Annotated in this window: 7 protein-coding genes and 1 tRNA gene; 4 read left to right on the plus strand and 4 right to left on the minus strand. The window is 44.9% G+C overall.

Translation table 11 applies throughout. The features are described from left to right. Positions 1-8 precede the first annotated feature (8 nt). Both KFK88_RS03585 and KFK88_RS03590 read left to right on the plus strand, forming a co-directional pair. A complete protein-coding gene (locus KFK88_RS03585) occupies positions 9-1,319 on the plus strand; it encodes an MFS transporter (RefSeq protein ID WP_223577284.1) in 1,311 nt (436 codons plus the stop codon). A 180-nt stretch (positions 1,320-1,499) separates the two neighbouring features. Beyond that, positions 1,500-2,633 (plus strand): MFS transporter, encoded by a 1,134-nt coding sequence (locus tag KFK88_RS03590; RefSeq protein ID WP_396326627.1) that lies wholly within the window; start codon positions 1,500-1,502, stop codon positions 2,631-2,633. 58 nt (positions 2,634-2,691) lie between these two features. On the opposite strand, the gene KFK88_RS03595 is transcribed toward KFK88_RS03590, so the two are convergent. Then, the gene (locus KFK88_RS03595) at positions 2,692-5,484 is read right to left on the minus strand and encodes a M1 family metallopeptidase (protein ID WP_223577286.1); all 2,793 of its coding nucleotides are present in this window, start codon (positions 5,482-5,484) and stop codon (positions 2,692-2,694) included. 219 nt (positions 5,485-5,703) lie between these two features. On the opposite strand from KFK88_RS03595, the gene KFK88_RS03600 reads away from it, so the two are divergent. Both KFK88_RS03600 and KFK88_RS03605 read left to right on the plus strand, forming a co-directional pair. Then, positions 5,704-6,924: an efflux RND transporter periplasmic adaptor subunit gene (locus tag KFK88_RS03600; RefSeq protein ID WP_223577287.1), complete on the plus strand. Its 1,221-nt coding sequence runs from the start codon at positions 5,704-5,706 to the stop codon at positions 6,922-6,924. Between the two features lie 6 nt (positions 6,925-6,930). After that, positions 6,931-10,041 (plus strand): efflux RND transporter permease subunit, encoded by a 3,111-nt coding sequence (locus KFK88_RS03605; RefSeq protein WP_223577288.1) that lies wholly within the window; start codon positions 6,931-6,933, stop codon positions 10,039-10,041. Between the two features lie 57 nt (positions 10,042-10,098). Here the strand turns inward: KFK88_RS03605 and KFK88_RS03610 are convergent, their stop codons facing one another. The 3 genes from KFK88_RS03610 to rpoD form a co-directional block, all read right to left on the minus strand. Next, entirely contained in the window at positions 10,099-11,403 is a 1,305-nt protein-coding gene (locus tag KFK88_RS03610; RefSeq protein WP_223577289.1) for a DUF2254 domain-containing protein, read from the minus strand. Positions 11,404-11,474: 71 nt separating this feature from the next. Then, positions 11,475-11,551: transfer RNA gene (locus KFK88_RS03615), tRNA-Ile, on the minus strand. A 117-nt stretch (positions 11,552-11,668) separates the two neighbouring features. Further along, positions 11,669-13,534 (minus strand): RNA polymerase sigma factor RpoD, encoded by a 1,866-nt coding sequence (gene rpoD, locus KFK88_RS03620; RefSeq protein WP_223577290.1) that lies wholly within the window; start codon positions 13,532-13,534, stop codon positions 11,669-11,671. Positions 13,535-13,537: the final 3 nt, after the last annotated feature.

The following is a 13,537-nucleotide window of genomic DNA, read 5'->3' on the forward strand; positions in this document are numbered from 1 at the left end:
ACATTAGCGTGTCAAAGCAAACCACTGTTGAGCAAGTTTACGAGGCGATCAACAGTGGTGATGATGGGCGGGTCTGCAAAGATATTCCTGAGCAGGCCTGCGATCATCAGCCTAAAAATGTGTCCACTCATATTGTGTCATTGGCCTCGACCAAAGTTGCTGATGGCCTCATCGATCCTAAGCTGATTCTTAGCTGGTTATTGTCTGCATTAGGGGCTTCGACCTTTCTAGTCGGCTTATTGGTTCCGATCCGAGAAGCGGGAGCCTTGTTACCTCAGCTTTTTACTGCAGGTGCTTTAAGACGTCTACCACAACGCAAGTGGGCGTGGGCCCTAGGAAGCTTGGTGCAGGGCTTATCGGTCGTCGGCATGTTGTTGAGCGCGATTTTCCTTGAGGGCAAGGCTGCGGGAATAGTTATTGTCGTGCTATTGGGCGTGCTGGCGATTGCGAGAAGCGTGTGTTCGGTTTCTTATAAAGACGTGCTGGGGAAAACTGTCTCGAAATCCATGCGCGGTAAAGTGACTGGGTTGGCGGCTTCTGTTGCTTCGGCTGGTGTGATTATTTTTGGATTGGTACTTGCCTCAGGTTATGTCGAGCGTATGACTTTAGTGCTGATTGCGTTAGGAGTTGCGGCCACGCTTTGGATCTTTGCGAGTTTAATGTTCACCAAGCTCGAAGAAGCGCCGGGTGCGACAGAAGGCGGGGGCAACCCACTAGAGGTTGCGAAGAAAAATTTATCTCTTCTGAAAGATAGACAATTATTATTATTTATTAGTGTCAGGGCATTACTCATTGCTACAGCATTAGCGCCACCGTTTATGGTGACGCTAAACGGGAATGGCGGCATTGAAAATCTGGACTCCATGTTGGGTGGTCTAGGAGCATTGGTCTTGGCATCCTCATTAGCGAGTTTCTTAAGTAGCTATGTGTGGGGCTGGTTAGCTGATCAGTCGAGCCGTAAGGTGCTATTGCTGTCGTCAATTGTGGCAATGGTTGCGCTAGGTACGACTGTATTTTTGGCTGAATTAGACTTGGTTCGTCACAGCATAGTATTACCTGCTTTGTTGTTTGTATTGATGATTGCTTATCACGGTGTTCGCCTTGGGCGATCGACTCACCTTGTCGATATGGCGACCGCTGATAATCGAGCAGCCTATACTGCGCTGTCGAATACGATCATTGGTTTGATACTGTTAACAGGCGTGGGCTTTAGTGCTATCGCACAATATTTTGGTCATGTGGTGGTGCTCGCAGTAATGGCTGTGATGTGTTTACTGGCTGCGCTTCTGTCGTTAGGGCTTAAGGAAGTCCAAGAGTAATCACGCTGATACTTCACCTTGATTAACCGCTTTTCTTTGCTTTCTATCTGGGCTGAAACTTTTGTCACCTAAGAGTATAATGCGCAGCAAATCTCCTGTGTCACGACTGTCGTCATGAACTACCTTAATTTCGTCAAAAGTAATAAGTATTTGCTTTTGTTTGGTTTTCTTTGTGTTTTTGTGGGAAACCTGGGACAAACCTTCTTTATTTCTTTATTCAATAAAGACCTAATCGGCAATCTACTGCTGGAAAAGGACAGCCTGAGTCTGGTCTATTCGGTCGCAACCTTGATCAGTGGCTTTACGATTTTCTTCGTCGGAGCAAAGATTGATGATATTGAAGTAAAGAAGTTCACGACGATAGTGATTTTAGGTTTAATTGCGTCGTGTTTGCTGTTCGCGAATAGCTCAAGCTTGATCATGTTGTTCTTCTCATACCTAGGTATTCGGCTTTGTGGTCAGGGTTTAATGACTCATATCGCGGTGACAACGCTAATGCGCTATATCCCGCAGCACAGAGGAAAAGCGGTAAGTTTATCGCTACAAGGCATGGCCTTTGGCGAGATGATTATGCCTGCGATTGCGGTAAATGTTCTTAAGAACTACGGCCACACTACGAGTTGGCACAGCTACGCGATATTTGCTCTAGCTATCGTGTTTCCTCTACTGTTATGGCTGTTGAAGAAAACTGACTTAGTTCCTGTTCACGAAATGTCGGAGAAAACAGAACAAGCATCAGAAACCAAAGACTGGTCACGATCGCAAGTGATGGCGGACTGGCGTTTTTGGTTGATTTTACCTGCTATTATTGGTCCAGCATTTTTGATTACAGGCATCTTCTTCCACCAGACATTATTAGTTGATGGTAAGGGGTGGTCGATGGAGTGGTTATCTTACGGCTTGATGCTTTATGGATTGATTCATTTCCTCGGTGCGATAGTCACAGGGCCTTTGGTGGATGCGTCTCATCCGCGTGTGTACATGCGCTGGTATTTATTACCATTGATTTTAGGCATGGTCTGTTTGTATGTCGGCGAGCATAAAGTGTGGCTTTTGGCCTTTATGTTTTTAGCGGGCATGACAGTCGCATCAAGTGGCCCCGTCATTAATTCTTTTTATGCTGAGGTGTTTGGTAATACACACTTGGGTGCCATCAGGGCTTTAGTATCAGCGACAATGATTATTTCAACCGGTATCGCACCTTATTTATTCTCTTTGTTCGACACGATTCAGACCTTCTTGATGTTTGCGATAGGGTACGGTGTTTTTGCCATGCTAGTTATCCAAAAACAGTTATTGGCAGAGAAGCAGTAAGTAAAAAAAGAATTACTCAGATAATAAAAAAGCGCTCCGAGGAGCGCTTTTTGGTGTCTTACTGACTCAAGTACTTCTGAACGTTGTCACGATGGAAGTTGACTTGGGCGATACACAGCTCTATCGACTCAATGCTTTGCTGGTAGGCTCTTGGTGCACCAGCGAGTTCTTCGACGATAGGTTTGAAGAACGACTTAAAATCTTGCTTCATATCATTTGAGCAGAAGAAACGCCCCACCACAGGTAAACGATTTTGGCCGAACGGAGGAATGCGTGATTTTACGCCCTCTATATTGGTTTTGAACCACTCCCACATAGGTTGCTGTAATTCGTCATTGCTTAGCTGGCCCATCATGATCGAGTAGATTTCATTATCACGAAGTTCTTCCGATAAAATCAGTTCGCGGAGCTCTTTTGCATAAGCAGGATCTTCAACAGCGCCTAAGCCTCCAAGCAAACGGCCTCGAACCGTACCATCATTAGACGAGTCGAGTAGCATTTTTAAGTGCTTAGCGAACGGCACACCGAGATCTTCGACTGCCACAGAAAGTGCAGTACCAATAACGTTACTATCAGCTTTGTCTGGGTGAATATTGCCATCTTTTTTGTAACCTGTGTAAGCGATGGCCATATCGGTTAGGTATTGTCTGACCGCCTTGTCTTCACCTTCTTTTGACAAGAAGTTAATTAACTCTGTGCGCATTTTAATGGTGTTAACCGCATCTTCCTTCTGAGTTTCTAGCCCTAGCTGAGTAAGCTTAGAGCCATAAAGATCACGGTTTAAGCTGGCTAATTTAGCTCGTTGCTCGTCAGACTCTGCAACCTCGTTATAAACGAAGCTGAACAGTTTGCTCGGCCCCATAGCGATTGCTTCGGCATCAGAAGCAATAATTTGAGGTGCGATTTCAACGAGGTCAGTGAACGTCATTTTACCAGCGTTAATAGCACCCTGAAGGCTGTTATTCAGGGACATCATTTCTTCTGTGCTCAGTTGAGTTTTATGGCTTAGAAGCGACTGCCAGCCATCATTGTCCATGCTGAAACGGTAGTAGCCAGCGCCATTCGCATTCGGCATCAGATACGCCGGACAGCCTTCTTCAGGAATTTCGATGGTTTGCTTTTTGCCGTCCAGAACCTCACACAACTGGTGCTCGTTGCCATCAATCGCATATTTAAAGCAGGCTGGAACTTGCCACGTCTGTTTAGTAGAACCTTTCGAGCCTAGAGGTAAGTAGCGAGACTGTTGTAGCTGAATGGATGCTTTGTTTTGGTCACTGCAAGCCAGTTCAACATTGAGCAGTGGGATGCCTGGTTGTTCTAAGAAGCTATTGAAAGCTGCTTGAATGGTTTCTAGCGGAATGTGCGGGGATTTTTCACCAATGGCTGTAATAAAGTCTTGTGCAGTAGCGTTTTTATACGCGAACTTATCCATGAAGTGCTGGATACCTGCTCTAAAATTTTCTGGCCCTAAAAAGGATTCAAACATGCTTAAAACACCGCCGCCTTTAGAGTAGGTAATACCATCAAAGGCTGATTGAATGTCATGATTGCTTTCGATTGGCTGGCGAATCTGGCGCGCGCTAATTAAACTATCAGAAGTCATGACTCGCAAAGAGCGCTCTAATAACGCTTGACGGAATTTTTGCTCAGGGTAGACCTCATTATTCGACACATGCGCCATCCAAGTTGCAAAAGCTTCATTTAACCAAATGTCGTCCCACCACACTGGCGTGACAAGGTTACCAAACCACTGGTGGGCGAGCTCATGGGCATGGACATTCATGTAAGCTCGCTTCTGCCCGAGAGAAATAGTGCTATCAAACAATAACAATTGCTCTCGATAGGTAATTAACCCCACGTTTTCCATGGCGCCGGCATTGAAGTCCGGAACGGCCACAATATCGAGCTTTTTGTATGGGTATGGAGTTTGGAAGTACTCTTCCAACCCGTTGAGGATATCTTTGGTATTCTTTAACGCATAAGTGAGTTTATGTCCTTTGCCTTTTGTCGCAATACCACGAAGCGGTACAGGCTCGCTTCTAATCTCTGTTGCAGGAATGTCTTGCCACTCAACCACATCGAATTCACCCACTGCAAAGGCAACGAGATACGTTGGCAGAGGTTTGGATTTTGCGTAAACAATCTTTTTCCAGCCGTTACTAAGGTCTGTTTCAGAAACCGCTGGAGTACTAGTGAAAGCGCTATGTTCATTGCGTACTGTTAGACTAAAATTAAAAGGAACTTTAAAGGCCGGTTCATCAAATCCAGGAAACGCTAAACGAGCTGCTGTTGCTTGGAACTGAGTGAAAGCGTAATTAAGTTCACCGTCTTTAACACGATATAAACCCTCTAAAGCTTCGTTAAATGGGGCTTCGTATTCGATGACGAGCTTCGCAGAAGTTGCCGTAATAGCTTGGTCAAAAGTGAGTTTAGCAACTCCTGTCGGGTCAACTTCCTCATAAGTACCTGTGATGCCTGTTCCACCTTTGGGAGTAAGGGTGACGCTTCGGGCTGTTATGTCTTTGCCGTGCAACCATATATGGGAAGTAGTTTCTTCTAGCTTAAGGTTGATAACAACTTTACCCGTAAATGTTGGCTGATCAGGATCAACCTTTAAATGTATGGCATATTCGGTAGGGCTAATCGATTCAGGTAAACGTCCTGTGGGAATCGTTTTGGGATAGTTGGAAGACGCTAAAGCTTCGTTGGAAGATGCCTCTGTTTGCTGTTCTGCCAATGACTGTACTACAGTTTCATTATCGTTGGTGGTGTCGTTGGAATCACTGTTTTGTTCACAAGCAGCTAAAAGCAGGAAGCTACTAAAAATGCTGATTAGTCCTATTTTATTCATTTTATTGCCTTTATTGTAAAAGATGGACACTAGCATACATGGTTTAGGGCAATTTATTAATAGTGATGGTTGTGTGCTATTTACATCTTGTTACATTTATAAAGCTACACTTAAGAGTCGCTTATCGACGAAATGTTTACACTGTATGCGCTATGATTGCGCTTTGTTTAAAGTCCCCTAATTTTATTAACTATATCAGTAAGTTATAAGTAGACGCCTATGAGCAGTAAAAAGAAAAACATGTTGTTGTCAGTGATATTACCGCTGATTATCCTTATTTCGGTTATTGTCTTGGTAAAAATAATGACCAGTAGCAAGCCGAAGGCCTTTAATCGCAAGCCTCCTGAAACGGTTGAAACCATTGAGGTCGCGCCAGTGGTCTATGAGGACTATCAAGTGTTTATTGACTCATATGGCAACATTGAGGCGGCTATGTCGAGCCAGTTGGTAGCTCAAGTCTCGGGGCAGGTTGTGTCGGTTGCTGAAAACTTTAAAACAGGTTTGCCAATTAAAAAAGGCCAGGAACTATTAAGAATTGATGCTCGTGACTATGACATTGAAGTGCGGATAGCTAGAGCTGAGGTGGCCAATGCTCGGTTGGCCCTTAATGAAGAAAAAGCTCGCGCTGAGCAAGCGATTAAAGATTGGGAAAAAATTAATCCTGGTAGAAAGGCCAGCGACTTAGTCTTAAGGAAGCCTCAATTAGCATCCGCTCAGGCTAAACTTGATGCCGCCAGCGCCCGCTTGGAAAAAGCAAAACTGGCATTGAGCCGAGCGACTGTGGTTGCGCCATACGATGGCTATATCGTCGAGCGCTTGGTTAGTATTGGTGAGTTGATTAATAGCAATACGCCTGTAGCCAGAATTTTCTCTAGTGATTCATTAGAAGTTCGCTTGCCGGTTCCCAGCAACAAAGTTCAGTTTTTAAAGTCACCGTCGAATGGCGTGGCCCAAGCCAAGTTAGTTGCAGATTTTGCAGGACAAACAGAATCTTGGATTGTGCCCGTTGACCGAAGTGATAGCGTGATCGACGAAGATACTCGGCAGTGGTATATCACTGCAAAGCTGCCTCCTAAGTTTTTAGCGGATAACCCAAAAGTGAAAGTTGGGCAGTTTGTCAGTGCTGAAATTGAGGGTGAGTTATTGCAGGATGTTGTGGTCATACCGTCAACAGTACTAACTGCAGATGACCAGATCTTTGTCTACAGAGAAGGTGCTGTTTACCGACGTGATATCGACATTCTGTGGCAAGATGAAAAAAACACCGTGATTAATCCTAAAGGAGCCACTCCAGCACTTGAAGAGGGTGAGTCGTTAGTCACTTCTAGGTTGAGCTTTGTGGCTGATGGTGCTAAAGCACGACTGAAAGATGACATGAGTCACGCCAGCGGAAAATCTAAACCCATGGTGAACTCATCAACAAGCTCAACAGTGGAGTAAGTCGATATGATTAGTTGGTTTGCTAGAAACTCTGTTGCAGCGAATTTGTTGATGTTCGTGATATTGATTGCTGGTTCTTACACCATGTGGCAACGAGTTACAGTTGAAACATTCCCCAGCATCGAGTTTGACTACATTAACGTGTCGGTTCCATTTCGAGGCTCAACGCCTGAAGAAGTTGAGCAAACCGTGTCGACTCGTATTGAGGAAGCTGTTTACGATCTTGAGGGGATCAAAGAGCTTTCCTCAAGCTCTTCTGAAGGCATTGGACGAGTCACTATTGAAGTAGAAGAAGGTTATAACGTTAAGGACTTGCTAGACCAGGTCAAAAGCCGTGTAGACGCAATGAATACCTTGCCGTTGGAAGCTGAAAAGCCCATTATTTCGCAGTCGATTCGTCGCAGAGAAGCGATCAGTGTGGTGGTGAGTGGTGAGCTTCCTGAAAAAGATTTGCGCCGTTATGCTGAAATTATTCAGCAGGAAATCGCTTCGTTGCCTGGATTGTCTCAGATTGAAACTTCCGGCGTGCGATCTTATGAAATTGCCATCGAATTTAATCAAGACAAACTCAACGAATTCAATCTGACGCTTCAAGATGTGGCTAATGCGGTTAATCAACGATCGTTGGATTTATCAGCAGGCCAGGTTCGCTCTGAGCGCGGCGACATCTTATTACGCTTGAAAGGGCAGTCATATACTCGAGAAGACTTTACTCGTATCCCCATTCTCACTCGGCCCGATGGTACGATTTTAGAGTTGGGTGATCTGGCCAATGTGCGAGATGGTTTTGAAGAAGAAAGTATTAACACTCGCTTTGATGGAAAACCTTCCATTGAGCTAGAAATATATCGCACCGGGACACAAAGTACGATTGATGTGTCAGAACGAGTTATTGATTATGTTGAAACAAAAAGTGAGGAGCTTCCCGCAGGTGTGAGCTTGTCAGTTTGGCGCGATCGCTCCGAGCCGTTAGAAGCGAGATTGAGCACACTTATCAGCTCAGCTTTGCAAGGCGGCTTGCTGGTTATTTTGCTTCTCGCTTTGTTTTTGCGACCAAGTATCGCTTTATGGGTAAGTCTAGGGATTCCTATTGCTTTTGCCGGTGGCATGATTTTTATGCCAGAGTTAGGTATTAGTGTAAATTTGATTAGTCTTTTTGCCTTTATTCTAGTGCTCGGTATTGTGGTCGATGATGCGATTGTTACTGGTGAGAATATTTACAATCACCTGAATAAAGGTGATCAGCCTTTAGACGCAGCGATTAATGGCACCAAAGAAGTTGCGGTTCCTGTAACGTTTGGTGTAATTACAACCATGGTTGCGTTCTTGCCATTAGCTTTCATGGGTGGTGGCTGGGGTGTGTTTTATTCGCAGATCCCCTACATCGTTATTCCAGTGTTAATCTTTTCTTTGATTGAATCAAAGTTCATCCTTCCAGCACATATTGGTCACACGAAACCTCGCAAGGACCAAAAGAAACCCAACAAAATCATTCAATACCAGCAAAAGTTCGCCAAGGGGTTTGAGAGCGGAATATTAAAGTTTTATAAGCCTACGCTGGCATTTGTGTTACACCGTTGGCAGCTCAGTCTGGTTATTTTTGTGGGGATATTGTTGATTGTGTGGGCGACAATTTCCAGTGGCATTACGCGCTTTGTGTATTTCCCGAGAATCCAAAGTGAGATTGCGCGAGTATCGTTGCAGATGCCAGAAGGCACGCCTTTTGAAGTTACCGATGCTTACGTTGAGCGAATTACGGAGGCTGCGCTTAAGCTACAAGATAAATACCGTGATGATGAGGGTAACTCGGTAATCGAGCATATCTTCTCTTCCAGTGGTTCAACTTGGGGTGGCGGTTCGGCTTCTTCAAATATTGGTCGTGTCATGCTGGAAATGATGCCACCAGAAAAGCGTGATGAATCAATTACCAGTACCAAGTTGGTCGCCGAGTGGCGACAATTGATTGGCCCGCTACCGGGTGTTGAGACGTTAACCTTTAGAGCTGAAATCGGGCGCAGTGGTGATCCCATTGATGTTCAATTAAGAGGCTCAGATATCACGCGACTCAATGCTGCAGCACAAGAAGTCAAAGAACGTTTATCTCGAGTGTCTGGAGTTTTTGATATTACGGATAGCTTTTCAAAAGGTAAACAAGAGATTCAATTCAAGCTAAAGCCACAAGCTGAAACGCTTGGCTTAAGCTTGAGTGACCTCGCTCGCCAGGTCCGAAGTGCCTATTTTGGCGTGGAGGTACAACGCATTCAGCGTGGCAGGGAAGATGTTCGTGTCATGCTAAGGCTAGCGCAAGAAGAGCGGGGGAGCCTTGAAGGGCTTAATGGACTGTTAATTAACACGCCGACGGGCGGGAAGATTCCATTATCTCAGTTAGCTGAATTGTCTTATGGAAAAAGTCCTGCCAGTATTTATCGTATCAATCGTCAGCGAACTTTAAATATTACCGCTGATGTTGATAAAGAAAGTGCTGACATCGAAGCGATTAAACGTCGCATTATCGAGGACGCGACAGAAATCGTTTCCAGTTACCCTGGAGTTTCTTTTAGCTTAGAGGGCGAAGCGCGAGAACAAGAAGAGTCAAACTACAATTTATTGATCAGCCTAGGCTTCGTATTATTCACGATATACATATTATTGGCGATTCCATTTAAATCCTATGCCCAGCCGTTTGTTGTCATGGCTGTGATCCCATTTGGTGCAGCCATGGCCACGATTGGACACTGGGTTATGGGAATGCCTCTGTCGATCATGAGTATGATGGGGATGCTGGCGCTAACGGGCGTTGTGGTGAATGATTCACTCGTTCTGGTGGATTACATTAACCAGCAACGTCGTATTCACGGAGAAAGTTTAAAAGAAGCAGTGTTACATGCTGGTGTAAGACGCTTGCGCCCTGTGATGCTGACCTCATTAACAACTTTTGCAGGCCTGATGCCGCTGATCTTTGAAAAATCGACTCAGGCTCAGTTTTTAATCCCGATGGGCGTGTCGCTAGGGTTTGGCATTCTATTCTCGACAGTGGTGACACTGGTGCTGGTACCTTTACTTTACTACAAGACAGCACATGTGAAGCGCTGGTTCAGAGGTCTAATGACAAAGTAGTATTGTTTGAAGGTGTTCTGTTATGTGGTGGGGCTGAGAAATGCCCCACCGTTGTTTTTATAGGGAATACTTTTCTATGGCCTTCAATAGATAAGTTTCCTCTTCTTTGCCGTGAAAGTATTCGTGAATATGTTGCTTAATAAGCTCAACTTGTTGGTTCAAGGCTATCTGAGCATCTTGGGACTTTAACGTTAAGCTAATCTGCCCAATAATCACAATGATATGGTGTAGGATATCTGGTTTTGTTTTACCGGCGTCCCTGATTTGTGAGAGTGCGCTGTGAACAATATCTGACTTGGTGACTGACTTTCCAATAAGCCTAAGTTTGTTATCTTCGTCATGATAAATGTGTTGCGGGAGGTCAGTGTCTAAGGCGGCGCTTAAGATCCCCGATAACTTATCCAAAACAGTCATGGCGGTGAAGTTATCGTTGATACCTGGTGATAAAGCTCTGAGCCCAATTTCTGCAAGGTGCCTTATGGAGTATTCAATATCTTGTGCGCCTGTTTTGTTAGCTCCAATATCAATACACTCGACAACCTTGATCTCAATATCGGCATGAGCATGATTTTTTGGGAACAGGGTTCCGATCTTCTGCCCAGAGAAGGTGTAGTCTCCAGCCCGACACTCCATATTGATCAGAAGATCGTTTTGGTTAGCTATTTCAAGCAACGCAGGGTACTGAATATTTTGGATATAACCGCTGCTTGCACTGTAAATATCGCGCTTGTGTTGCGTCAGTTCTGAGGGAATTGAGGATGCCTCTGAATGTTGTTGGCTGTTGGTATTATCGCAAAGGCGTGCCAGAGAGTTCTCTAACTCTTTGGTGACTCGCTCAATGGTGGTGTCTGCAATTCCAGAGCGAGCAACATGATTGACGTAACCCAATAACACAAAGAGGTTTATGAAGGCTAAAACAAAGCAACTGCTAATAGTTAACTTGGGTGGTTGCTCAAAAGTCGACTGATCGTGTAGCAGGATCAGTAAGGTTAGAGTCAGTGCAATGCTGCCAAAGAAGATACCGATATAGATCTGAGTGCGTCGGCTACTCATAAAGATTTTTATTAATCTTGGTCCAAGCTGAGAAGCGGATAAACTTAACACCACCATGGTGATGGATATGACTAGGGTGGTCATGGTGATAAGGGCCGACAAGATGGTCTGAAGGATAGTTTTTGCGTCTTCTATGGAGCCGGCATAAAGAAACTTTAGCTTCTCGACGTATTCGGTATAGGTGAGCTCTAGCCAAAATACTAAAAGAATCCCACCAATAAACATGAATGAAATGATGACGGGCACGTAAAACAAACTGCTTCTTGTCAGTTCCCAGATATTATAGAGTTTGGACGCCCATGATTTCATTAATGTGGTACTCCCTTTGTTTTCGTTTATTGTTATCGAAAGCTGGGGAACTATCAATGATTATGTATGGATGGTGGGCCCGCCCCGACTTGAACGGGGGACCTGCCGATTATGAGTCGGATGCTCTAACCAACTGAGCTACGGGCCCATTTGAAGCTCGCATAAGAATAGTACGATGCTAAAAATGTTAACGCGCAGGAGTTTACGAGAAAACGCCTGCGCGTGCAATATCAAATCGGGGATAAATCCGATTTATCAGAGTGTGTTACTCGTCGATGTAAGTACGAAGCTTTTCTGAGCGGCTAGGGTGACGCAATTTACGCAGTGCCTTAGCTTCAATTTGACGAATACGCTCACGAGTCACGTCGAACTGCTTGCCAACTTCTTCTAGCGTGTGGTCGGTATTCATATCAATACCAAAACGCATACGAAGAACTTTAGCTTCACGAGCGGTTAGGCCTGCTAAGATTTCGTCAGTGACTTCTTTCAAGCTTTCGCCAGTGGCTGCATCGACAGGAGAGTCAATCGTGGAGTCTTCAATAAAGTCACCAAGATGTGAATCTTCATCATCACCAATTGGTGTTTCCATGGAGATTGGCTCTTTGGCAATCTTCAAGACTTTGCGGATTTTGTCTTCCGGCATTTCCATACGCTCTGCCAACTCTTCTGGCTGCGGCTCACGGCCCATTTCCTGAAGCATTTGGCGAGAAATACGGTTCAACTTGTTGATCGTTTCAATCATGTGTACCGGAATACGAATGGTACGCGCCTGATCCGCGATCGAACGTGTGATTGCCTGGCGAATCCACCAAGTCGCATAAGTCGAGAACTTATAACCACGACGGTATTCGAACTTGTCCACCGCTTTCATCAAGCCGATGTTACCTTCCTGAATCAAATCTAGGAATTGTAGACCACGGTTGGTGTACTTTTTGGCAATCGAGATAACCAGACGTAAGTTCGCTTCAACCATTTCTTTCTTGGCGCGGCGAGCCTTGGCTTCACCGATTGACATTTCACGGTTGGCTTCTTTAATTTCTAGCACCGATAGATCACAGCTTTCTTCGATCAGCTGCATCTTACGCTGTGCTTTACGAATATCTTCTGCGAACTCGGCTAAAGCTTCTGAGTATTTGCTCTTCTTTGCAAGGTGACCATCCAACCATTCAGAGTTGGTTTCAGCACCTGAGAACGTCGTGATGAAGGTTTTGCGCGGCATGCGAGACTTTTTAACAGCCATGTGCATGATGTAACGCTCTTGTTCACGAATACCGTCCATCTTAGTGCGGAGGTTTTGAACAAGGTACTCAAACATACGCGGAGCAAGTTTTAAGTTCATGAACAACTCACGCATTGCTTCGAGCTGTTTCATGGCTGATTTGTGATCTCGACCGTAACGTTTAATGGCTTTTACTGTTTTTTCATACTGCTTTGACAGTTCAGTGAAGCGCTCTTCAGCTTCCTCTGGATCGGGTCCAGTATCCACTTCAGAAGTATCGTCATCATCTTCGTCGTCTTCAGCATCGTCGTCGATGTCTTCGTCGTCAGCTTCAGCGTTAGCGTTAGCGATTTGTGCTGCTTCAGATTCTTCCTGTACGAATTCAGCTTCTTCACCATCAAGGAAGCCAGTCACGATATCAGTTAAACGAATAAATTCATTTTTATATTGGTCGTATTCCTCTAGCAAAATACGAATGGTGTCAGGGTAATTACCGATAGCGGTTAGGACCTGACGGATACCTTCTTCAATACGTTTAGCGATATCAATCTCGCCTTCGCGAGTTAATAGTTCGACGCTACCCATTTCACGCATGTACATGCGCACTGGGTCTGTTGTACGGCCAAACTCACCGTCAACGCTGGCTAAAGCCGCGGCAGCTTCTTCAGCGGCGTCTTCATCAGTCACCGAGTCATCGTTAATAATTAACTCATCTTCATCAGGTGTTGTTTCGTACACCTGAATACCCATGTCGTTAATCATGCGGATGATATCCTCGATCTGTTCCGGATCGACAATATCTGGCGGTAAGTGGTCATTCACTTCTGCGTAGGTTAAGAAACCCTGCTCTTTACCTTTCGCAATAAGTAGCTTTAACTGCGACTGTTGTGACTGTTGCGAATTCTCTGACATCTA

It is taken from the genome of Kangiella taiwanensis, assembly GCF_020005165.1.
Classification (GTDB): domain Bacteria; phylum Pseudomonadota; class Gammaproteobacteria; order Enterobacterales; family Kangiellaceae; genus Kangiella; species Kangiella taiwanensis.

Coding starts and splice junctions, on each gene's coding strand:
- KFK88_RS03605 (WP_223577288.1), top strand. CDS start 6,931: ATGATTAGTTGGTTTGCTAGAAACTCTGTTGCAGCGAATTTGTTGATG.
- KFK88_RS03595 (WP_223577286.1), bottom strand. CDS start 5,484: ATGAATAAAATAGGACTAATCAGCATTTTTAGTAGCTTCCTGCTTTTA.
- KFK88_RS03600 (WP_223577287.1), top strand. CDS start 5,704: ATGAGCAGTAAAAAGAAAAACATGTTGTTGTCAGTGATATTACCGCTG.
- rpoD (WP_223577290.1), bottom strand. CDS start 13,534: ATGTCAGAGAATTCGCAACAGTCACAACAGTCGCAGTTAAAGCTACTT.
- KFK88_RS03610 (WP_223577289.1), bottom strand. CDS start 11,403: ATGAAATCATGGGCGTCCAAACTCTATAATATCTGGGAACTGACAAGA.